Below are 19,735 nucleotides of genomic sequence, written 5' to 3' on the forward strand. Positions count from 1 at the left end.
GCGGTCACTCGAAGACCTTGGCGGGCTTGGCGGGCACTACCGGCGCGGCCGGCGTCGTGGGCTGCACGTCGACCAGCTTCAGCTTGGTCTCCGGCATTTCCTCCGCCGGTGCGGGGCGATGCGTGAACGACCCCTCGACGATCGCGCCGTTGGCGACGCGGATGCGCGAATAGCTGATGTCGCCCTTGACCTGAGCGGTCGCCTCGATGGCAAGGTCGGTGGTGTCGAGGGCGCCCTCGACCTTGCCGGAGATGCGGACGCGGTCGGCGCGGATCGTCCCCACCACCGAACTCTCCACACCCAGCACCAGCGTCGCGCAGGTGACGTCGCCGACCACGCGGCCCTCGATCATCAGATCGACCGTCGCCTCGATATTGCCGGTCACCAGGATGTCGCGGCCCATCACCGAGGCCGCCGCGGGTGCTGCTGCCTCCTGCCCCTGAGCCGATCCGCTGGCGACCGCGCCGACATTGCTGCGCGCCTGTTCCTGAGCCATCTCTTGTCCCCGAGTTGTTGGCGTTAATACTGGATTCACGCTCGCATCCGAATCGCGTTCTGGCAACAGCGGTCGGCGTGGCGCTGTCTTGCTTCGGGACGCCTGACCTTGTGCACGGCGGCCGGCCTGCCGCCGGGACGGCGATGGTCCTGCAGACCGACGCGGCCGTTCGACGCCATATCGGCGTGGGTGGCTAGATGATGCCCAGCAGGCTCGCTTCGACTGCCGCCTGGACCCGCGTTCTCACCCCCAGCTTCCTGCATGCCTCGGCAACATGCTCCTCCACGGTTTGAGCGGAAATCCCCAGCAGTTCGGCGATGTCGGTCGAGCTCTTGCCGTGGCGGACCCAGGCGAGACAATCTCGCTGTCGCGGGCTGAGGATCGTACCCGCGGGCGGTGGCGCCACGCCCAGCCGGCGGCATTCATGTGCGTAATAGGTCGACAGGACCTCGGTCATGGTGCGGTATACGGGATCGTCGAGCTCCGCGTCGTGTCCGGCGGTGACCACGGCCGCATAGCTGTGATCGGTCCACCGGATCGGCGTGAACAGGCCGTCGCGCAACCCGTGCTCGCGGGCCTCGTGGAATATGCGGTCCTGCACCGGGTCGCCGGTGCGGGCGAGGACCTCGCTCCAGGAATAGGCGTCGCTGCGGGTAAGCAGCTCGCGCGCGATCAGTGACGATGCGGCGTAGTTCTGCTCGACGTACCGCTCGGCCCAGCCGGGCTCGAACCGCCCCTGCAGCACCGCCGTCGCCGGGGTGCCGTCGCGTGCGAAGAAGCGGGCGAGGCTGAACCAGGGCAGCCCGATCCCGCCCAGCGCCTCGGCCATGGCCGCGTCCAGCTCGTCGCGTGTCGCACATCGCCGCATCGCGGCCAGAACATCGAACGCGCGCCAGACCGCTTCGGGTGGGATCGACACCATGGTCCTCCGGCGCGACCAGGCGCCCGACAGGTGTCTTAGCGGACTATGCCACTTGCGGAACCCCCCTCAACTAGGGGGGGTGCGGCACCCTCCCGCCCGCATCAGAGTCCTGAAAGGCGCGGGGTTCGCGCCCGGGAACTGGGGCAGTGAAGCTTCTCGATCAGGTCGTACAGGCGGCGTCGGCAATCGACATCGAGGATGGTACGGGACGCTACTTGCTGCCGGGCGCGGGCCAGTTCTCTACCACCATCGACGCATGCCAGACGCGGTTCATCGTCGACGCCAACGTCGAGTCCTACTGCCGATCCTTGCTGAGGACCGAGCGCGGCATGCTGATCCCTCGCAATGAGTTCCTGCGCCTGCCAACCTCCGCATTCTGGCTGGAATGGCCATGCGAGCCCTCCGCCGATGCCATGTCAGGCTCGCGGAGCGGCGTTCTCGTCGAGGCCTGCGATCGCGGGCGCAGCGGGCGGCTGACGACCTTCTGGGAGCAGAAGACCGGCGAGCCGGTGGTCGCGCAGATGATCGCCGGCTTCGACCTCGATGACGAGGCGATGGCGGCAGATGCGCCGGGCGGCACGTGGGCCTTGCGGCCCGGGTCGCACCCTCTTGCCGCCAACCTGACGTTTGCGGTGGCGCCTGGATGGCAGCGGCACATGGACAGCCTGCCGCCGGCAGCGGCACGCTCGGCTGCCGGCCAGATCATCGCGAATGTCCTTCCCGGGCTGGAGTTCGCCTTCGCCTTCTCGGCCTTGCTGGCGGAGCGCACCTGCCTAAACAAACGCGATGTCGATCTTACGCGCCTCAACCGACAGCGTCGGCGCAAGGGCAAGCCGCCTTTGCTGGATCATATCGAGGTTCGGCTTGAGCTATCGACTGGCCAGAGCGCACAGGCTTGGGAAACCAGCGGCGACCGTGAACCGGCCAGGCTGCACACGGTGCGCGGACACATGGTGAACCGCTTGGGTCGCACCTTTTGGCGCCGCTCGCACCTTCGCGGCGAGCCGTCGCGATCGGGCTGGACCCGGACGGTGCATGTCACGAGGAAAACGGGCTAGCGCGGGCCCGTCATGGCGCCGGCGACGGGGGTTCGTGCCGGCCGATGTCCCCCCCCCCCCCGGAACTAGGGGGGATGCTCCGCCACCGCCGTGCCGCCAGAGTCTATCCGGTCGCGATCATCTCCTCGCGACAGCGTCGATGGGACATGAAATGAGCTTCCTGCTTGGACTTTTCGCACTTGCCGCCCCCGGTCTCGGCCCTGGGGCTCGCCACCGACGACCGCCTGACGATGGAGGTGAGATCGAGCGATCTCGACCTGACTCGGGATGCCGACGTGCGGCGTCTGGAGCGTCGGGTAGCGATCGCCACCCGGAGGGTCTGCGATGTCGGTGGCCGAACGATGGAGGCGTTGGCGTGGAGGTCGGCTTGCATAGCGCAGACACGGCAGCAAGCCGCCGTTCGGATCGGGCAGGTCGTTGCCGCCGCCAGGCTGCCAGTGAGCCACCAGCTCTCCGCCCGCTGACCGCTCCGCTCCCGCTGTTCGAAACGTCCGAGCGTCGCACGTTCCGGCGGCTCTGCACAGGGTGCTCACACTGCGAGCACACGAGATTTTTACGCGTCTTCCAAAGCGCAGAGCCCCGTGGCAGCGGATTATTAGGGGTTCGGTGCGATATCGGCGACATGGCCAACGTTCCCAACGCGCCTTGCGCCGGCTGCCGAAACGGCGCGGAGCTCGACTTCGCCTTTTCGATGGCGTTCCAGCCGATCGTCGACATCCTGACCGGCGCGCCTTTCGCCTACGAGGCGCTGGTGCGCGGTCCCGCCGGCGAGGGTGCTGCGAGCGTGCTGTCGCAGGTCTCGGCCGCCAACCGCTATGCCTTCGACCAGCAATGCCGGGTCAAGGCCATCGAGGCGGCGGCCGCGGCCGGGCTGATCGCGACGGGGGCGCGGCTGTCGATCAACTTCCTGCCCAACGCCGTCTATTCGCCCGCCGCCTGTATCCAACTCACGCTAAAGACTGCGAAGCGGGTCGGCTTTCCGACCGACCGGCTGATCTTCGAGTTTACCGAGAACGAAGAGATGGTCGATCCAGGCCATGTCGCCAACATCATCGCGACCTATCAGAAGATGGGCTTCGGCACCGCGCTCGACGATTTCGGCGCGGGCCATGCCGGCCTAAATCTGCTTGCACGGTTCCAGCCGGACATCATCAAGCTCGACATGGAGCTGATCCGCGGCATCGACACCAGCCTGCCGCGCCGGATGATCGTGGAGGCCGTCACCCGGATGTGCGCCGCGCTCGGTGTCACCGTCATCGCCGAGGGCGTCGAGACCGAGGGCGAGTTCGACGCGCTGCGGACGATCGGGGTGCGCTATCTTCAGGGCTATTACTTCGCCAGGCCGGCATTTGAGGCGCTGCCGCCGATGACGCTGGATTCGGAGCGGCAACGCCGCACCGCCTGATCGGAGTGGGCCTATGCGCGCGCGACGTGCGTTCGTGCCGTGGCACCATGCCGAGGAGAGAATGATGGTCGATCCGAACCCCGCCGACACCCCGCCGGAAGATTTCGCCGATCTGCCGATCCAGCCCACCGGCTCGGGCGTCGCCGACCTGGAGATCGCGTACGAGCAGATGCGGCTCGACGAGGCCGAGCGCGCCGACGATGCGACGCCGGAAGACGATGCGGCCGAGACCGTCGCGCATCCGAGCTGAGCCGCATCGCGGCATCGGGCGGCGCAGATAGGCTAAGGACCGGATCGGGCCGGCAGGCGTATCGGGTCGGACCAGATCCGGCCGGTGAACTGGCTGCCGCCCTCCAGCGCGAAGCACAGGCCGCCGGGTGCCGCGGCGGGGGGGATGAGGCGGATGCGGCCGTTATCGTCGGTGCGCGCCAAGGTCGCATCGAAGGTCGCGCCGTATTTGTGACCCTGATTGTCGATCGGCTGGCGCTTCTCGACCCGCCCTCGGTCGATAAAATAGCCGTCGCCCTGCGTCACCACCTCCCGGGTCGCGGTTTCGCGATCGTCGCAGGCGAACAGGGTGGCCGTGATGAAGCCGACGCGCAGCCGTTTGCGCAGCCGATCTAGGTCCTCCGGTGCGAAGAAGGTCACGTCGATCCGCTGCGATGTCTGCGTGACACCGGCGATGGTCACCGGGGCGATGCGATGGCGTGGAAAGAGCAGCCAGAAGGCGAGCGCCGCCGCGGCCAGGAGGGCGACCACGCTCAGCAGCGCGATGCGGAGCGGCCGGCTCAAGCGGGGTTGCCCCCCAGCAGCTGCCGGCCGCTGCGCCCGGCCATGCTCGCGTTCATCATCGTGCTGAAGGCGCCGTGGGTGGCATTGGCGATGATGCCGAAGTCGGGCGCGCCCGCCTGACCGGGCGCGGGCGGGCGCGGGTACTGGCCGCCGATCCAGGCGATGGTGTCGTCGAAGGTCCGGCGTTCCGCGCTGGGCTCCGCGCGGACGTTGAGCCAGACGCGCGCCTTGGCGCGGATCGTGGTCCAGGCGGGGCGGAAGCGGCCGACCGGGTCGATGGAGACCAGGATGTCGACGGCGCGCGCCGTTGCCGTGACCACGGAGAAGGCAGTATCGCCGCCATAGCTGTGGCCGATCAGCGTCACGCGATCCTGCGGGGTCAGGCCGTCTATGATGGCGCGAATGGCACCCCCGCGCTTCCAGCTATGGTAGTGGACCTGCGCGGCGGGGTTGGCGGTGGCGTAGCGCGCGGCGTAGTTCTCGACGATGTGGGTGACGTGGTCGTCGAACCCGCCGCCGACGAAGATCTTGCAGTCGACCGGCATCCGGTTTGCGCCCCCTGTTTCGGGGGACAACGCGGGGTTGGGGCGTGGGGTCCGGTGGGTGCGACGAGCGGGCGACGGGATGGCGGGGTGGCGTAGGCTTGCCGCCTGCCCTCCGTCATGCTGAACTCGTTTCAGCATCCATGCGCGACGGCGGCAAAGGGGGCGGCGGCATGAGGGTAAGAACGCCAACGGTCTACATCCTGGCCGGCCAGCGCCGCGGCACCATCTACATCGGCGTCACCTCGGACCCGCTCGGTCGCTGGTGGCAGCACCGCGAGAAGCAGATCAAGGGCTTCACCAGCCGCTACGGCGTCACCCGCCTGGTGCATGTCGAGTTCTTCGGCGACATGGAGCACGCGATCCTGCGCGAGAAGCAGCTCAAGCGCTGGCATCGCGACTGGAAGACGAATGCGCTTTTACCGCAATTGAGTGCTCTCATTAGCGGAAACAGCGTGCAAGTGTCTGGATTTGTCCAGACGCCCACACGCTGAGTTCGGCGCACTACGTCGCTAGGTGGAGTGTGCCTTGTGGCTTATGATTTCTGGTTCTGAGACATGACGGAGGCCGCAAGAATGCGGGCCTCGGTCGGGCTCGGCTTCCCTCCGCCGAGCACACGGCCAGCGATTGACGAGGGAGTTTTGCCGCTATCGCGCGGCGTCGGCGGTTTCCCGCCACCTTTTCCTGCCATTTCACCAATATCCTTCGAATTGACGGTTTCGTCACGAATATATAGGTAAGGCCCCGGCGTGGCGGCCGGGGCCTGCCGGTTTAACCGGCTATCGTCCTAATATCGCCGTCACGCTGGCACCTACCTTCCTAGTGGTTGGTTTGGGGTTCAAAATCGGGTGCGGGGGAGTTCGTACCTCCCCCGTCCCGGTCGTCTGAGCCGGCGGAGACCGGCCCATTCTCGTTCGGGGACTGGTCCCCAGCAATCCCAGCAGCACGGCGTCCGGCCTCAGTCAGCCGAAATCGGCCGTCTCCTTTAGACTCGACCAAGCCGCCGTTTTTATAAAGTGACATCTGCGAGCGCAGTGTATCGCGATTTGCGTCATGCCCGACTGACGCAACGGCTTCTGCCAAATCATCATAGCCAAACCCGTCGTCGCCATCCACGAGCTGCATGATTTGCTGCCAATGCCCGGTCAGGCTGCGCTGGCGTCGGCGAGGGGCATAAATAACTTCAACCGCCTCCGACCGACCCAGCGCCTCAGCCGACAGGAGCTCCTTCGCTTCCATCAGGCCCTTGATCCGCGCGTCTAGTAGTGCGGCTTCCTGGGCATACTCTTCGGCTCGCCGCTCGTAAGAGCGCTTCGCATCGAGCAACTGCCCGATGCGGGTACGGTATGCGGCAAGGGCTTCATCGAAGGACGCCATAGTGCTTCTTAGACGAAGCCGCTTAGCTCGTCTAGCTTAAACCGCACGCATGGCGGATAATGGCCACGGTCTGTTCCGTTCGCTTTATGTTCTGCATAAGCGTGACACATAAAGGAAGCGTTATGTAGGGTCGCTACCTGTGCAGTTGGTCATGTAGCGGCGCAATTTCTTCTAACTAGCGAACGCCTTTCGTTGATCCGCCACGCCGTCAGACGTGACCGGCTGCGCCGGTCCCGCTGCCCGCCGTGGCGAGTCCTGCCCTAGATTGCGCTAGAGCAGGCCGCCCGCACCCTACTCCGCCGCCACGCCCGCCCGCGCGAACATGTCCGCGCTGTCCTCCGGCGCATCGTTCGCCGCCGGGCCGGCCTTCGCCTTCTGGCGCTTGTCGAACGAGTCCCAGACCTCGTTCCACTGGCCCTTGGTGGCGGCCTTGGAATATTCGGTCGCGCGCTGTTCGAAGAAGTTGGCGTGCTCGACGCCGTTGAGCATCGGCGCGAGCCAGGGGAGGGGGTGTTCGTCGATCATGTAGATCGGCTTCAGCCCGAGCTGGTTCAAACGCCAGTCGGCGATGTAGCGGATGTACTTCTTGATCTCCTTGGGGGTCATGCCGTTGACCGGGCCCATCTCAAAGGCGAGATCGATGAAATTGTCCTCCAGCCGGATCGTCGTCTGGCAGACGTCGGCGATGTCGTCCTTGACCGCCTTGGTCAGGCACTGGCGCTCCTGGCAGAAGGTGTGGAACATCTTGATGATGCCCTCGCAATGCAGGGTCTCGTCGCGGATCGACCAGGTGACGATCTGGCCCATGCCCTTCATCTTATTGAAGCGCGGGAAGTTCATCAGCATCGCGAAGGACGCGAACAGCTGCACCCCTTCCGTGAAGCCGCCGAACATGGCGAGCGTACGCGCGATGTCCTCGTCATTGTCGACGCCGAAGTTCTGCATGTAATCATGCTTCTCCTTCATCTCGGCATATTCGAGAAAGGCGCCGTATTCGCTCTCGGGCATGCCGATGGTGTCGAGCAGGTGAGAGTAGGCGGCGATGTGCACCGTCTCCATGTTGGAGAAGGAGGTCAGCATCATCTTGATCTCGGTCGGCTTGAAGACGCGGCCGTATTTCTCGTGATAGCAGTCCTGCACCTCAACATCGGCTTGGGTGAAGAAGCGGAAGATCTGGGTGAGCAGGTTGCGCTCGTGGTCCGACAGCTTCTGCGCCCAGTCGCGGCAATCCTCGCCCAGCGGCACCTCTTCGGGAAGCCAGTGGAGCTGCTGCTGACGCTTCCAGAACTCGAACGCCCAGGGGTATTCGAACGGCTTGTACTGCTTGGAGGCGTGGAGGAGGGACATGGGGTTACTCCGGGTAAGCTTGAAAGAATTAGGGTGCGACCGTCCATTGCCAGGTCGCCCAGGCGCTGAAGACGAGGACGATCGCCGCGGAGACGAGCATGATGCCGACCATGCGGAAGGCATAGACCTGGCGCTCGGTGGTCTGGCTGGACTTGAGGCGGAGCAGCATGACGACGCCGATCAGCCCGAGGACGGCGGCGACGGCGAACATGATGGCGGTGCCATGGGTCATGCGACCAACTCCGATGCGATGCGTTGCGGGAGCGCACCAATTACAGGAGATGAACGATGGTCGACACAACCCAGATCCAGGAACATGCCGAAGTGATCGGCGCGGACGGCGTCCATCTCGGCACGGTCGACAAAGTCGAAGGACAGCGCATCAAGCTGACCAAGAAGGACTCGGGCGCGCAGATAGAGGGCGCTGAAGGGCATTCCGACCATCACCATTACATCCCGCTCGGGCTGGTCGCTGCGGTGGAGGGCGACACGGTGCGGCTGTCCGCCAAGGCCGACGTGGCGGTGACGTTCGAGGAAGAGGAGTCGGGCGAGCCGCTCTGACGCTTCAATCCCTCACACAACGCCGTCAAACGGAGCCGCTGCACGGCACCGCTGCCCGCCGTGGCGAGTCCTGCTCGTGCTTGAGCACGAGCAGGCTGCCTGCATCCTACTGACATGCCAGGCATTCGTCGTAATCCGTCGACTCAAGCTCGTACTTCGCCAGTTCGATCGTGTTGTCCGCCTCGACGCCGCCCGCGAAGCCGGCGCGCTGCACCGACTTGGAGCGGAGATAGTAGAGCGACTTGATGCCCAGCTCCCAGGCGCGGAAGTGGAGCATCAAGAGGTCCCACTTCTCGACGTCCGCCGGGATGAACAGGTTCAGCGACTGCGACTGGTCGATGAAGGGCGTGCGGTCGCCGGCGAGTTCAAGCAGCCAGCGCTGGTCGATTTCAAAGCTGGTCTTGAAACAGTCCTTTTCCTCGGCCGAGAGGAAGTCGAGGTGCTGGACCGAACCGCCCTGTTCGAGGATCGAGTTCCAGACCGCGTCGGAGTTCTTCGACTTCTCGATCAGCAGCTTTTCCAGATACGGGTTCTTGACCGACCAGGAGCCGCTGAGCGTCTTGTGGGTGTAGATGTTGGCGGGGATCGGCTCGATGCAGGCGGACGTGCCGCCGCAGATGATCGAGATCGACGCGGTCGGGGCGATCGCCATCTTGCAGGAGAAACGCTCCATCGCGCCGGTGTCGGCGGCGTCGGGACAGGGCCCGCGCTCGACCGCCAGCTGCATCGACGCCTCGTCCGCTTGCGCCGAGATGTGCTTGAACATCCGCAAGTTCCACGACTTCGCCATCGCGCCCTCGAACGGCAGGCCGCGCGCCTGGAGGAAGGAGTGGAAGCCCATCACGCCCAAGCCCACCGATCGCTCGCGCGAGGCGGAATAGGCGGCGCGCTCCATGCCGGGTTCGTGGCGGTCGATATAATCCTGCAGGACATTGTCGAGGAAGCGCATCACGTCCTCGATGAAGCCCTTCTCATCCTTCCACTGGTCCCAGGTCTCGAGGTTCAACGACGACAGGCAGCAGACCGCGGTGCGATCGTTGCCGAGATGGTCGGTGCCGGTCGGCAGCGTGATCTCGGAGCAGAGGTTCGAGGTCGACACCTTCAGCCCCAGCTCGCGGTGATGCTTGGGCATCGTCGAGTTCACATGGTCGGCGAAGACGATGTACGGCTCGCCGGTCGCCAGCCGGGTCTCGACCAGCTTCTGGAACAGCGCGCGCGCGTCGACGCGGCCGCGCTCCGACTGATCCTTCGGTGAACGCAGCACCCATTCGGCACCGTCGCGGACGGCTGCCATGAAGGCGTCGGGGATGAGGACGCCGTGATGGAGGTTGAGCGCCTTGCGGTTGAAGTCGCCCGATGGCTTCCTGATCTCCAGGAATTCCTCGATCTCGGGGTGCGAGATGTCGAGATAGACCGCCGCCGAGCCGCGCCTGAGCGAACCCTGCGAGATCGCGAGCGTGAGCGAGTCCATCACGCGGACGAACGGGATGATGCCGCTGGTCTTGCCGTTCAGCCCGACCGGCTCGCCGATCCCGCGGACATTGCCCCAATAGGTGCCGATGCCGCCGCCGCGCGAGGCGAGCCAGACATTCTCGTTCCAGGTGTCGACGATGCCGTTGAGGCTGTCGGGGACCGAATTGAGGTAGCAGGAGATCGGCAGGCCGCGCCCGGTGCCGCCGTTGGAGAGGACGGGGGTGGCGGGCATGAACCACAGCCGCGAGATGTAGTCGTACAGCCGCTGCGCGTGGCCGGCGTCGTCGGCGTAGGCGGAGGCGACGCGGACGAATAGGTCCTGGATGCCCTCGCCCGGCAGCAGATAGCGGTCCTTGAGCGTCTCCTTGCCGAAATCGGTCAGCAGCGCGTCGCGGCTATGATCGACCTCGACCGAATAGAGCTGCGGCCGGACGGAATGGCTGTCCTGGCGCGCCGGCCCAGCGACGGACCCCGCGGCCGGGGCGGTGGCGGTCGTCGCGGTCGCCGGAGCGGCTTCGATCGTGTCGGTCGGCATCTCGCTCATATCCCTGAAGTCCATCACGCAAACGCTCCTTCGTCACCCGTCCGTGTTCACGGCCCGTTCGAATCGGCGGCACCCGCCCATCCTACACCCGATGGTGAAGAACAAAACAGGGCCGTCGCGTTGTGAAAGACGCGCACAACTCCCACGAGCTCAACGCCCGAGCATCCTGCTCTCTACCAGTCATAGGGCCCGTCCCCCGACGCAACCCCAAGAGATTGTGCCAAGGCCGGGCTGCGCGCAATACGGTAAATGCGGGCTGAAGCAATCGGTTCATGGCGAGAAGGATTGTCCAGGCGCTGCCCGGATGACGCGACGCATGGACTTCCGCCGGGTTTTTCGAAGGCAAGGGAACAAGCGAGGAACGAAAATAAATAGCTGTGGGTGGGCCCGGCGCCGAGTATCCGCCCGTGACGCTTGTCGCCCGATGCCCATCCGCGTCGAAGAACTCGCCTGCGGCCGCCGGCGCCCATCCCGCCGTCACGACGACGACCATCGCCAAGACGCGACGGCTGCCGCTACTCATAATCTTGCAAGATCAGGCGCTGCGGTCGGGCTGTGCCGCAACCAAGTTTCCACCATGCCCGATCAGAGGAGACTTAGCTCGCCCATAACGCGTCGTGGCGAAAGCCCCCCGAGTGCCAGAGCCGTGGTGTCAGGCCAGCTGGCGCTGCATGTGCGCCTCAAAGGCATCCAGGTTCGGGAACACGCCGCCGAGTCCCTCTTGATCTACGGTGAAGATCGCCTCCACGTACCAATAACCGAAGAGATCGCCATGGAGATCGCCTAGTCGGGAGAGAACGGCGAACAGGCTGCCGTCGCGCATCGCCAGCACGGCCTCACTGTCGCCAAAGGCGGAGTCGAGCCGGGCGGGCGCGTATGTGATCGCCACTGTGTCAGGCCGCTAGGGCGTGCAGATAGGCAGGATCGAAGTCGGCTGCCTCGCACATCCTCTCCCAATCCTCGATCTCGACGTGCCGCTTGTCTCGCGCGATCAGGCCTTCCGCCGCCAGCAACGCCAGCATGCGATTGACGTGGACATTGGTAAGCCCCGTCGCATCGGCGATGTCGTCTTGCGTCATCGGCAGCTCGAACGACGCGGGGCTACCGAGTCCCGCTTTCTCACGACGCGCCGCGAATTCGCACAGCATATGCGCGACCCGCTGTTTGGCGTCCCGACGGCCGACGTTCAGCACCCACTCGCGATAGACGGAACCGTCGATCAACGTGTCCCGCCACAGCGCCTCGGCGATGGCCGGGTGCGATTGTACCAGCTTCTTGAGCTCCGCTGCCGGCGTCGCCGCAAACGTCAACTCCGTCATGGCTTGGATGCTGTGATCGGCTCGGGAGAGCAGCAGGTGCTGAAGGTCCACGATGTCGCCGGCCATGTGGAAAGACACGATCTGGCGTGCGCCCGCGCTCGTCGTCTTGTACCGGCAGGCATAGCCGCTCAGCAGCACGTAGCAGGTCGTGGAGTCCTCACCTTCACGAAGGAGGTGCTGCCCGGCAGCCGTTCTGCGAGCCGTAAGTGGAAGGTCGCGAAGTGCGCTGCGATCCTGCTCGTTGAGCGTCCCAAGTCGCTCCAGCTTCCGCGTCATCGCGCCAAAGCCATCGTCATTAGTCTGCATGGTAGTCCGTCAGAGCCGTTCGTCGTCCTCCCGGATTTAAGAAGAAAATTCTTTTGGATCAACGGCCAGTCGTATCGCGGGGATCGAAACGCCTTTCGACCCCCGATGAGCTTGTCGAAAATCCCCCTCCATGCTTCGCATCACCGACATAGCTGATTGCGCATCGAGTTCCCAAGCGCGCAGCCGTCGGTCTCATGAAGGCTGGTGACCAGTGATCGCGTTCCCCGGCTGCCATGCGCGCGGTTCAAGCGTGTCATACCCTGCCGATACAGGAACGATGGGCGCGAATGATGACTTCCCCCCGACCATGACGAGGATATCGCGCCGCTAGCTCACCCCACTGCCGCTAGAAACACGCTGGGTGCCAGCTCAGGCCCAGCATGGCGGAAGTGGCCCTTTCCCGCCCCGCACCCCCTTGCTAAGGCCCGCCGCAACACGAAAAGGACCGCGCATGACCGCCATCGGCCAGGACAGCCTGAACGCCCGCACCACGCTCCAGGCCGGCGGCAAAGCCTATGACTATTACGCGCTCGCCAGGGCGGCCGAGAAGTACGGCAACATCGACCGCCTTCCCTTCTCGATGAAGGTGCTGCTGGAGAACATGCTCCGCTTCGAGGACGGCATCACCGTTACGGAGGCCGACATCCAGGCAATCGTCGATTGGCAGCAGAACCCGGTCCAGCCCAATCGCGAGATCCAGTACCGCCCCGCCCGCGTGCTGATGCAGGATTTCACCGGCGTGCCCTGCGTGGTCGATCTTGCGGCGATGCGCGATGCGATCACCAAGCTCGGCGGCGACGCGGGCAAGATCAACCCGCAGGTGCCGGTCCATCTCGTCATCGACCATTCCGTCATGGTCGACGAGTTCGGCACACCGCAGGCGGCGGCGCAGAATGTCGACCTCGAATACCAGCGCAACATCGAACGCTACGAGTTCCTGAAGTGGGGGTCGAAGGCGCTCGCCAACTTCCAGGTCGTCCCTCCCGGCACCGGCATCTGCCACCAGGTCAACCTGGAATATGTCAGCCAGGCGGTGTGGTCATCCGAAGCCCAAGGAGAAAATGGCGACGGCAAGACCATCGCCTATCCCGACACGCTGGTCGGCACCGACAGCCACACGACGATGGTCAACGGGCTGGGCGTGCTCGGCTGGGGCGTCGGCGGGATCGAGGCGGAGGCGGCGATGCTCGGCCAGCCGGTGTCGATGCTCATCCCCGAGGTCGTCGGCTTCAAGCTGACCGGCGCGTTGGCGGAGGGCATCACCGCCACCGACCTGGTGCTGACCGTCACGCAGTTGCTGCGCGCCAAGGGCGTGGTCGGCCGTTTCGTCGAATTCTACGGCCCCGGCCTCGACCACATGACGCTGGCGGATCGCGCCACCATCGCCAACATGGCGCCCGAATATGGCGCGACCTGCGGCTTCTTCCCGGTCGACGAGCGCACCATCGACTATCTGAAGCTCACCGCGCGGCCGGCGGAGACGATCGCGCTGGTGGAGGCCTATGCCAAGGCGCAAGGCATGTGGCGGACCGCCGACATGCCCGATCCGGTGTTCACCGACACGCTCGAGCTCGACATGGGCAAGGTCGTACCCAGCCTCGCCGGCCCTAAGCGTCCGCAGGACAAGGTCGCGCTCACCGAGGTCGACAACGTCTTCAACACCGACCTCGCCAAGGTCTATCATAAGGACCATGCCGAGCGTTGCGCGGTCGAGGGGCGCGACCACGATATCGGCGACGGCGATGTGGTGATCGCCGCGATCACCAGCTGCACCAACACCTCCAATCCGTCCGTCCTCGTCGCCGCCGGCCTCGTCGCCCGCAAGGCGCGCGCGTTTGGCCTGACGCCGAAGCCGTGGGTCAAGACCTCGCTGGCGCCGGGCTCGCAGGTGGTCACCGACTATCTCGACAAGGCGGGTCTGACCGCGGATCTCGACGCCATGGGCTTCAACCTCGTCGGCTATGGCTGCACGACCTGCATCGGTAATTCCGGACCCCTGCCCGTCCCGATCTCGGCGGCGATCAACGAGAATGATCTGGTCGCGGCGAGTGTGCTGTCGGGGAATCGCAACTTCGAAGGCCGCGTGTCGCCAGACGTCCGCGCTAACTTCCTCGCCTCGCCGCCGCTTGTCGTCGCCTATGCCCTGAAGGGTACGGTCACGCAGGACATGACCACCACCCCGATCGGCCAGGGCACCGACGGCACCGACGTGTATCTCCGCGACATCTGGCCCTCGAACGACGAGGTGTCGCAGGTGATGACCGCCAATATCGATGCCGGCATGTTCTCGGCCCGCTATGGCAACGTCTATGCCGGCGACCAGCATTGGCGCGGCATCACCGTCGAGGGCTCCGATACCTACACCTGGCGCGCCGGCTCGACCTACATCGCCAACCCGCCCTATTTCGAGGGCATGGAGATGCAGCCGCGGCCGGTGATGGACATCATCGACGCCCGCCCGCTGGCGATCCTGGGCGACTCGATCACCACCGACCACATCAGCCCCGCCGGTAGCATCAAGGCGGACTCCCCTGCCGGCAAGTGGCTGATGGAGCGCCAGATCTCCCGGGCCGACTTCAACAGCTACGGCGCGCGGCGCGGCAACGACAACGTCATGGTCCGCGGCACCTTCGCCAACATCCGCATCAAGAACGAGATGGTGCCGGGCGTTGAAGGCGGCATGACCCGGTACCAGGGCGAGACGATGCCGATCTACGACGCCGCCATGCGCCATAAGGCGGACGGCACCCCGCTGGTCATCATCGCGGGCCTCGAATACGGCACCGGCTCCTCGCGCGACTGGGCGGCCAAGGGCACCAACCTGCTCGGCGTGCGCGCGGTCATCGCCGAGTCGTTCGAGCGCATCCACCGCTCCAACCTCGTCGGCATGGGCGTCCTCCCCCTCCAGTTTTCGGACGGCGTCACCCGCAAGACGCTCGCCCTCGACGGCTCCGAGACGTTCACAATCGAGAATGTCGCCGGCCTGCGCCCGCGCCAGGAGGTGCAGGTCACCCTCACCCGTGCCGATGGCGCCACCGAGCAGTTCGCGACCCGCTGTCGGATCGACACCGTCAACGAGCTCGAATACTTCCTCAACGGCGGCATCCTGCAATATGTGCTGAGGAAGCTCGCCGCCTGACCCGTCCCGCACCGGGACAGTCCAGCCGGTCGCGCAACCCCGCGCGATCGGTTAGGGTGTCGCCGTGGGGACAGCTATGAAGAAGCCGCAAACGGTCGCGAAACTGGGCGAGCTCGGCCGCGTCCAGCTGTCGCGCACCTTCTACATGCGCGATTTCCTTTACTCCGACATCGCGTCCATCCACGGCCTATCGAACATCCCCGACGATCCCGAGCTCGCAATCGCGGCGGGTACGCGGCTGTGCGAGGATCTGTTGGAGCCGCTGCAGGACGCGTTCGGCCGCATCGCGATCCGCTCCGCCTACCGCTCTGCCGAGGTCAACGCGCTCGGCCATGCCAAGGGCTATAATTGCGCGTCGAACGAGGCGAATCTCGCCGGACACATCTGGGACAAGCGCGACTTCAAGGGCAACATGGGCGCGACCGCCTGCATCGTCGTGCCCGACTTCGCCAACCGATTCACCGCCGAGGGCGACTGGAAGCGCATCGCCTGGTGGGTCCACGACCACCTGCCCTATGCCGATATGGAGTTCTTCCCGGTCCGCTGGGCGTTCAACCTGACCTGGCACGAGGTGCCCAAGAAGCGGGTCTACAGCCACGTCCCTGACGCCCGCGGCTATCTGACCAAGCCGGGCATGGCGAACCACGAGGGCAGCCATGAGAGCGAGTGGGCGGGTATCCTCCCCTAGCCGAGCGCCGATGCCCTCGGCCGGGCATAGGCGAAGTAGATGACCAGCCCGATCGCGTTCCAGATGAGGAAGTAGAGTTGGGTCTGTGACGGCAGGCTGAAGAACAGGTAGATGCAGCCGACGATTCCGACCGTGCCGACCAGCGGCGCCAGCGGGGTGCGGAAGGTGCGCGGGGCGTCCGGCGCCCGCCGACGCATCACCAACATGCAGACGCACACCGCGACGAACGCCGCCAGCGTACCGGCATTGGCGAGTGCCGCGATCGCGTCGATCGGCATCAGCCCGGCGATGATCGCGACCAGCGCCGCCGTCAGCCAGGTGATCAGCGCCGGCGAACCCCGCTTCGATACGCGGGCGAGGCGCGCCGGCAACAAGCCGTCGCGTGCCATGACGAAGAAGATGCGGCTCTGCCCGAACAGGAAGCCAAGCAGCACCGTCGGCAGCGCGACCACGGCGGAGATCGCCAGAAAGGTCGCGAATTCAGGCTGGCCGATGCCGCGCAGGATCAGCGCCAGCGGCTCCGGGCTGTCTGCGAACCGGGTGTAGCTCAGTGCCCCCACCGCCGTCACCGCGACGAGCATGTAGATGAGGACGCAGGCGAGCATCGAGCCGACGATGCCGATCGCCAGGTCGCGACCCGGGTTCTTGGCCTCCTCCGCCGCGGTCGAGATCGCGTCGAAGCCGTAGAAGGCGAAGAAGATGATCGCCGCCGCCGCCATCACTCCGCGCTCCGTGCCGTCGGGCGAGACGTGCTTGGCGAAGCCAAAGGGCGAGAAGGGCTCGAGGTTGGCGGCATCGAAATAGGGCAGCGCCACCGCGACGAATACCGCCAGCGCGATGACCTTGATGACCACCAGCACCGCGTTGAGGGTCGCGCTTTCCTTCGTGCCGAGTGTCAGCAGGCCGGCGACGACGAAGATGATGAACACTGCCGGCAGGTTGATGATGCCTCCGAGCGGCGGGCCTTGCGCGTACTCTTTCGCGAAACCGTAAGGTTCCAGGAGAGGATAGATGTAGCCGGACCAGCCGACCGCGACCGTGGACACCACCAGTGAATATTCGAGGATCAGCGACCAGCCGATCACCCAGGCGATGACCTCGCCAAGCACGACGTAGCTGTAGGTATAGGCGCTGCCCGAGGCGGGGATCATCGTCGCCATCTCGGCATAGGCGAGGGCTGCACAGGCGCAGATCAGGCCGGCGATCGCGAAGGAGAGGATCACGGCCGGCCCGGCGCGGTCGGCGCCGACGCCGATCAGCGTCAGGATGCCGGTGCCGACGATGGCGCCGACGCCGAGCGCCACGAGGTGCGGCCAGGACAGGGTGCGGGCGAGCTGCCGGTCGGCAGGCTGTTCGGTCACCAGCTTCTTGCGGAACAGTCCTGTCATCATCTCCCCGTCATGCTGAACTTGTTTCAGCATCCATGCGCGACCTTCGCACGAGGGACAACGTATTCAGCACGCGCCGCGGCAAAGCCGCGTCGTTACGTCGAACGGGTCGGCTCTGCCGCCCGCCGGCCGCGTTTGCGCGTCTCGGACGTAGCGTGGCTACGCCCGTGCGCGCTACACCGTGAAGCTCTCGCCGCAGCCGCAGGCACCCTTGGCGTTGGGATTCTGGAAAACGAAGCCGGCGGTGAAGTCGTCTTCCACCCAGTCCATCGTGGAGCCGATCAGGTAGAGGATCGAGCCGCCGTCCACGAACAGCGTTCCGCCGGGCGTGTCGATGCGCTCGTCGAAAGGCTTGGCTTCGGTGACGTAGTCGACCGAGTAGGCCAGTCCGGAGCAGCCACGGCGCGGCGTCGACAGCTTGACCCCGATTGCATCGGCGGGCGCGCGGGCCATCAGGTCGGCGATGCGCGCATGGGCGGTCGAAGTGAGGTTGAGCGCGGCCGGGCGGGCGCGCAGGGTCGTGGCCATCACAACATCCCCAGTTCGAGGCGGGCCTCGTCGGACATCTTGGCAGGATCCCAGGCGGGCTCCCAGACAAGGTTGACCTCGGCCGTGGCGATGCCGGGGACGGCGGAGACGCGCAGCTCGACCTCGGCCGGCATCGACTCTGCGACCGGACAGTGCGGCGTGGTCAGCGTCATCATCACCACCGCGTGTCCGTCGTCGGTCACCTCGACGCCATAGATCAGGCCGAGTTCATAGATGTTGACCGGGATTTCGGGGTCATAGATTTCCTTCAGCGCCTCGATCACCTGCTCCTGCAGCGCGCCGCCCGCCCCGCCTACGGGCTCTTCGACCGGCTTCTGCGCCAGAAAGCCTTCGAGATAGTCGCGCTTGCGCTCGAAGGTCTCCGCGGCGGTCTCGACCCTCGCCTTGGGGGGCGGTGCAACGCCTTCCACTTCCTCGATCTCGTAGCTCATCCGAAGATCCTCGTTACTCTGTCGATGCCTGCAACCAAGGCGTCGACGTCTTGCGGGCCATTGTACACGCCGAAGCTCGCCCGCGCGGTCGCATCGATCCCTAGCGCCGCCATCAGGGGCTGCGCGCAATGGTGGCCGGCGCGGATCGCCACCCGGCTTTCGTCCAAGATGGTGCCGATATCGTGCGGATGCACCCCCTCGATCGTGAAGGAAACGATGCCGGCGGCGTCCTCCGGCCCGAACAGGCGGACGGAGTTGATCTGGCCCAGCGCGTCGCGCGTGGCGCGGACGAGTGCTGACTCGTGCGCATGGATGCGCTCCAGGCCGATCCCCTCGACATAGTCGATCGCAGCCGCCAGCCCGAGCGCGCCCACGATGTGCGGCGTCCCCGCTTCGAACCGTGCCGGCGGCGGGGCATAGGTGGTGCGCTCGAACGACACGCGGTCGATCATCGCGCCGCCGCCCTGCCACGGCGGCATCGCGTCGAGCAGCTCAGGCCGCGCCCACAGGCAGCCAATGCCGGTCGGGCCGTACAGCTTGTGGGCGGAAAAGACATAGAAGTCGCAGTCCAGCGCGGCGACGTCGACCGGCATGCGCGGCACCGCCTGGCAGCCGTCGAGCAGCAGCTTCGCGCCGACCCGGTGCGCGAGGTCGGCGGCGCGGCGCGCGTCAAGGACCGAACCCAAGACGTTGGAGACATGCGCCAGCGCGACCAGCTTGTGGCGCTCGGTCAGCATCGCCTCGACCGCGTCGAGGTCGATGCGACCGTCCGCGGTCAGCGGCGCCACGTCGATCGCTGCGCCGACGCGCTCGGCCGCCATCTGCCACGGCACGATGTTGCTATGGTGCTCCAGATGCGAGAGCAGGATGCGGTCGCCGGCGCGGAGCTGCATCGCCGCCCAGCATTGCGCGACCAGGTTGATCGCCTCGGTGGCGCCGCGGACGAAGACGACCTCGTCCGGAGAGCCCGCGCCGATAAAGCCCGCGACGCGGCGGCGGGCGGCCTCATAGGCCAGCGTCATGTCGGCCGACCGCTGATACACGCCCCGATGAACGGTGGCGTAGCTGGTGTCGTAGCCGCGCGTGATCGCGTCGATCACCACCTGCGGCTTCTGCGCGGTGGCCGCGGTGTCGAGATACGCCCAGCCTTCCGGGATCGCCGGGAAGTCGGCGACGTGATCGAGGGGCTCCCCTCCCGTTCGCGCGAGGGATTGGGGGAGGGCTTGTGCGAGCAGGACGTCAGTCACGGGACATCCCCTCCCCCAGCCCCTCCCGCAAGCGGGAGGGGAACTGCAACACCCGCCCCAGCCAGGCATCGACAGCCACCGCTCCGGCGCGAAAGGTCACACTAAAATCACATTGCTGCGATGCTTGCCGCTTGACCGTCCGACCGGCGGA

At 65.9% G+C, this 19,735-nt stretch carries 22 protein-coding genes; 8 read left to right on the forward strand and 14 right to left on the reverse strand.

Annotation, left to right across the window (positions count from 1 at the left end):
* Positions 1 to 4: 4 nt before the first annotated feature.
* Positions 5 to 496: a polymer-forming cytoskeletal protein gene (locus VFQ64_RS00235; protein WP_325101284.1), complete on the reverse strand. Its 492-nt coding sequence runs from the start codon at positions 494 to 496 to the stop codon at positions 5 to 7.
* A gap of 193 nt (positions 497 to 689) precedes the next feature.
* Entirely contained in the window at positions 690 to 1,418 is a 729-nt protein-coding gene (locus VFQ64_RS00240; RefSeq protein WP_325101285.1) for a LuxR family transcriptional regulator, read from the reverse strand.
* A gap of 215 nt (positions 1,419 to 1,633) precedes the next feature.
* On the opposite strand from VFQ64_RS00240, the gene VFQ64_RS00245 reads away from it, so the two are divergent.
* From VFQ64_RS00245 to VFQ64_RS00255, 4 genes are all read left to right on the forward strand, one after another.
* Positions 1,634 to 2,476 carry a hypothetical protein gene (locus tag VFQ64_RS00245; RefSeq protein ID WP_325101286.1) on the forward strand — a complete coding sequence of 281 codons (843 nt, stop codon included), beginning with the start codon at positions 1,634 to 1,636 and terminating at the stop codon, positions 2,474 to 2,476.
* A 179-nt stretch (positions 2,477 to 2,655) separates the two neighbouring features.
* The gene (locus VFQ64_RS15565; protein WP_414712842.1) at positions 2,656 to 2,940 is read left to right on the forward strand and encodes a UrcA family protein; all 285 of its coding nucleotides are present in this window, start codon (positions 2,656 to 2,658) and stop codon (positions 2,938 to 2,940) included.
* A 227-nt stretch (positions 2,941 to 3,167) separates the two neighbouring features.
* Positions 3,168 to 3,881, forward strand: a complete 714-nt coding sequence (locus tag VFQ64_RS00250) for an EAL domain-containing protein (RefSeq protein WP_325101328.1) — start codon at positions 3,168 to 3,170, stop codon at positions 3,879 to 3,881.
* 13 nt (positions 3,882 to 3,894) lie between these two features.
* The gene (locus VFQ64_RS00255) at positions 3,895 to 4,131 is read left to right on the forward strand and encodes a hypothetical protein (RefSeq protein WP_325101287.1); all 237 of its coding nucleotides are present in this window, start codon (positions 3,895 to 3,897) and stop codon (positions 4,129 to 4,131) included.
* Between the two features lie 32 nt (positions 4,132 to 4,163).
* Here VFQ64_RS00255 and VFQ64_RS00260 read toward each other — a convergent pair whose 3' ends face one another.
* Both VFQ64_RS00260 and VFQ64_RS00265 read right to left on the reverse strand, forming a co-directional pair.
* Positions 4,164 to 4,673, reverse strand: coding sequence for a hypothetical protein (locus tag VFQ64_RS00260; RefSeq protein ID WP_325101288.1), 510 nt, complete (start codon positions 4,671 to 4,673; stop codon positions 4,164 to 4,166).
* Positions 4,670 to 5,218 carry an alpha/beta hydrolase gene (locus VFQ64_RS00265; RefSeq protein ID WP_325101289.1) on the reverse strand — a complete coding sequence of 183 codons (549 nt, stop codon included), beginning with the start codon at positions 5,216 to 5,218 and terminating at the stop codon, positions 4,670 to 4,672. Before VFQ64_RS00265 ends, VFQ64_RS00260 begins: the two co-directional genes overlap by 4 nt.
* A gap of 140 nt (positions 5,219 to 5,358) precedes the next feature.
* Between VFQ64_RS00265 and VFQ64_RS00270 the strand changes: the two genes are divergently transcribed.
* Positions 5,359 to 5,709 carry a GIY-YIG nuclease family protein gene (locus VFQ64_RS00270; RefSeq protein WP_325101290.1) on the forward strand — a complete coding sequence of 117 codons (351 nt, stop codon included), beginning with the start codon at positions 5,359 to 5,361 and terminating at the stop codon, positions 5,707 to 5,709.
* 325 nt (positions 5,710 to 6,034) lie between these two features.
* On the opposite strand, the gene VFQ64_RS00275 is transcribed toward VFQ64_RS00270, so the two are convergent.
* The 3 genes from VFQ64_RS00275 to VFQ64_RS00285 all read right to left on the reverse strand — a co-directional run bounded on the left by VFQ64_RS00275 (position 6,035) and on the right by VFQ64_RS00285 (position 8,171).
* The gene (locus VFQ64_RS00275; protein WP_325101291.1) at positions 6,035 to 6,592 is read right to left on the reverse strand and encodes a hypothetical protein; all 558 of its coding nucleotides are present in this window, start codon (positions 6,590 to 6,592) and stop codon (positions 6,035 to 6,037) included.
* Between the two features lie 291 nt (positions 6,593 to 6,883).
* On the reverse strand, positions 6,884 to 7,939 hold the full coding sequence (locus tag VFQ64_RS00280; RefSeq protein WP_325101292.1) for a ribonucleotide-diphosphate reductase subunit beta: 1,056 nt from the start codon (positions 7,937 to 7,939) through the stop codon (positions 6,884 to 6,886).
* Between the two features lie 28 nt (positions 7,940 to 7,967).
* Positions 7,968 to 8,171, reverse strand: coding sequence for a hypothetical protein (locus tag VFQ64_RS00285; RefSeq protein ID WP_325101293.1), 204 nt, complete (start codon positions 8,169 to 8,171; stop codon positions 7,968 to 7,970).
* A gap of 56 nt (positions 8,172 to 8,227) precedes the next feature.
* Here VFQ64_RS00285 and VFQ64_RS00290 point away from each other — a divergent pair, with 56 nt between their 5' ends.
* Positions 8,228 to 8,500 carry a DUF2171 domain-containing protein gene (locus tag VFQ64_RS00290; RefSeq protein ID WP_325101295.1) on the forward strand — a complete coding sequence of 91 codons (273 nt, stop codon included), beginning with the start codon at positions 8,228 to 8,230 and terminating at the stop codon, positions 8,498 to 8,500.
* A gap of 106 nt (positions 8,501 to 8,606) precedes the next feature.
* Here the strand turns inward: VFQ64_RS00290 and VFQ64_RS00295 are convergent, their stop codons facing one another.
* The 3 genes from VFQ64_RS00295 to VFQ64_RS00305 all read right to left on the reverse strand — a co-directional run bounded on the left by VFQ64_RS00295 (position 8,607) and on the right by VFQ64_RS00305 (position 12,112).
* Positions 8,607 to 10,532, reverse strand: a complete 1,926-nt coding sequence (locus tag VFQ64_RS00295) for a ribonucleoside-diphosphate reductase subunit alpha (protein WP_325101329.1) — start codon at positions 10,530 to 10,532, stop codon at positions 8,607 to 8,609.
* 637 nt (positions 10,533 to 11,169) lie between these two features.
* On the reverse strand, positions 11,170 to 11,406 hold the full coding sequence (locus VFQ64_RS00300; RefSeq protein WP_325101296.1) for a hypothetical protein: 237 nt from the start codon (positions 11,404 to 11,406) through the stop codon (positions 11,170 to 11,172).
* Between the two features lie 4 nt (positions 11,407 to 11,410).
* A complete protein-coding gene (locus tag VFQ64_RS00305; RefSeq protein WP_325101297.1) occupies positions 11,411 to 12,112 on the reverse strand; it encodes a Crp/Fnr family transcriptional regulator in 702 nt (233 codons plus the stop codon).
* Between the two features lie 481 nt (positions 12,113 to 12,593).
* On the opposite strand from VFQ64_RS00305, the gene acnA reads away from it, so the two are divergent.
* Both acnA and VFQ64_RS00315 read left to right on the forward strand, forming a co-directional pair.
* Complete coding sequence (gene acnA / locus VFQ64_RS00310) at positions 12,594 to 15,281, forward strand: aconitate hydratase AcnA (protein ID WP_325101298.1); 2,688 nt, start codon at positions 12,594 to 12,596, stop codon at positions 15,279 to 15,281.
* A 76-nt stretch (positions 15,282 to 15,357) separates the two neighbouring features.
* Positions 15,358 to 15,969, forward strand: a complete 612-nt coding sequence (locus VFQ64_RS00315) for a hypothetical protein (RefSeq protein WP_325101299.1) — start codon at positions 15,358 to 15,360, stop codon at positions 15,967 to 15,969.
* Here VFQ64_RS00315 and VFQ64_RS00320 read toward each other — a convergent pair.
* The 4 genes from VFQ64_RS00320 to VFQ64_RS00335 all read right to left on the reverse strand — a co-directional run bounded on the left by VFQ64_RS00320 (position 15,966) and on the right by VFQ64_RS00335 (position 19,572).
* A complete protein-coding gene (locus VFQ64_RS00320) occupies positions 15,966 to 17,357 on the reverse strand; it encodes an amino acid permease (RefSeq protein WP_325101330.1) in 1,392 nt (463 codons plus the stop codon). The genes VFQ64_RS00315 and VFQ64_RS00320 overlap by 4 nt on opposite strands.
* Before the next feature lie 174 nt (positions 17,358 to 17,531).
* On the reverse strand, positions 17,532 to 17,885 hold the full coding sequence (locus VFQ64_RS00325; RefSeq protein WP_325101300.1) for an iron-sulfur cluster assembly accessory protein: 354 nt from the start codon (positions 17,883 to 17,885) through the stop codon (positions 17,532 to 17,534).
* Positions 17,885 to 18,337, reverse strand: a complete 453-nt coding sequence (locus tag VFQ64_RS00330) for an SUF system Fe-S cluster assembly protein (protein WP_325101301.1) — start codon at positions 18,335 to 18,337, stop codon at positions 17,885 to 17,887. Before VFQ64_RS00330 ends, VFQ64_RS00325 begins: the two co-directional genes overlap by 1 nt.
* On the reverse strand, positions 18,334 to 19,572 hold the full coding sequence (locus VFQ64_RS00335) for a cysteine desulfurase (RefSeq protein ID WP_325101331.1): 1,239 nt from the start codon (positions 19,570 to 19,572) through the stop codon (positions 18,334 to 18,336). The genes VFQ64_RS00330 and VFQ64_RS00335 overlap by 4 nt, the downstream gene beginning before the upstream one ends.
* Between the last annotated feature and the right edge of the window lie 163 nt (positions 19,573 to 19,735).

Origin of the sequence: Sphingomonas sp. (genome assembly GCF_035714405.1) — a bacterium.
Lineage (GTDB): Bacteria > Pseudomonadota > Alphaproteobacteria > Sphingomonadales > Sphingomonadaceae > Sphingomonas.

Bases quoted from the DNA above. Each gene is read 5' to 3' on its own strand.
- VFQ64_RS00235 (WP_325101284.1), bottom strand. From the start codon at position 496: ATGGCTCAGGAACAGGCGCGCAGCAATGTCGGCGCGGTCGCCAGCGGA.
- VFQ64_RS00240 (WP_325101285.1), bottom strand. From the start codon at position 1,418: ATGGTGTCGATCCCACCCGAAGCGGTCTGGCGCGCGTTCGATGTTCTG.
- VFQ64_RS00250 (WP_325101328.1), top strand. From the start codon at position 3,168: ATGGCGTTCCAGCCGATCGTCGACATCCTGACCGGCGCGCCTTTCGCC.
- VFQ64_RS00255 (WP_325101287.1), top strand. From the start codon at position 3,895: ATGCGCGCGCGACGTGCGTTCGTGCCGTGGCACCATGCCGAGGAGAGA.
- VFQ64_RS00265 (WP_325101289.1), bottom strand. From the start codon at position 5,218: ATGCCGGTCGACTGCAAGATCTTCGTCGGCGGCGGGTTCGACGACCAC.
- VFQ64_RS00270 (WP_325101290.1), top strand. From the start codon at position 5,359: ATGCGCGACGGCGGCAAAGGGGGCGGCGGCATGAGGGTAAGAACGCCA.
- VFQ64_RS00275 (WP_325101291.1), bottom strand. From the start codon at position 6,592: ATGGCGTCCTTCGATGAAGCCCTTGCCGCATACCGTACCCGCATCGGG.
- VFQ64_RS00280 (WP_325101292.1), bottom strand. From the start codon at position 7,939: ATGTCCCTCCTCCACGCCTCCAAGCAGTACAAGCCGTTCGAATACCCC.
- VFQ64_RS00285 (WP_325101293.1), bottom strand. From the start codon at position 8,171: ATGACCCATGGCACCGCCATCATGTTCGCCGTCGCCGCCGTCCTCGGG.
- VFQ64_RS00290 (WP_325101295.1), top strand. From the start codon at position 8,228: ATGGTCGACACAACCCAGATCCAGGAACATGCCGAAGTGATCGGCGCG.
- VFQ64_RS00295 (WP_325101329.1), bottom strand. From the start codon at position 10,532: ATGGACTTCAGGGATATGAGCGAGATGCCGACCGACACGATCGAAGCC.
- VFQ64_RS00305 (WP_325101297.1), bottom strand. From the start codon at position 12,112: ATGACGCGGAAGCTGGAGCGACTTGGGACGCTCAACGAGCAGGATCGC.
- acnA (WP_325101298.1), top strand. From the start codon at position 12,594: ATGACCGCCATCGGCCAGGACAGCCTGAACGCCCGCACCACGCTCCAG.
- VFQ64_RS00315 (WP_325101299.1), top strand. From the start codon at position 15,358: ATGAAGAAGCCGCAAACGGTCGCGAAACTGGGCGAGCTCGGCCGCGTC.
- VFQ64_RS00320 (WP_325101330.1), bottom strand. From the start codon at position 17,357: ATGACAGGACTGTTCCGCAAGAAGCTGGTGACCGAACAGCCTGCCGAC.
- VFQ64_RS00325 (WP_325101300.1), bottom strand. From the start codon at position 17,885: ATGGCCACGACCCTGCGCGCCCGCCCGGCCGCGCTCAACCTCACTTCG.
- VFQ64_RS00330 (WP_325101301.1), bottom strand. From the start codon at position 18,337: ATGAGCTACGAGATCGAGGAAGTGGAAGGCGTTGCACCGCCCCCCAAG.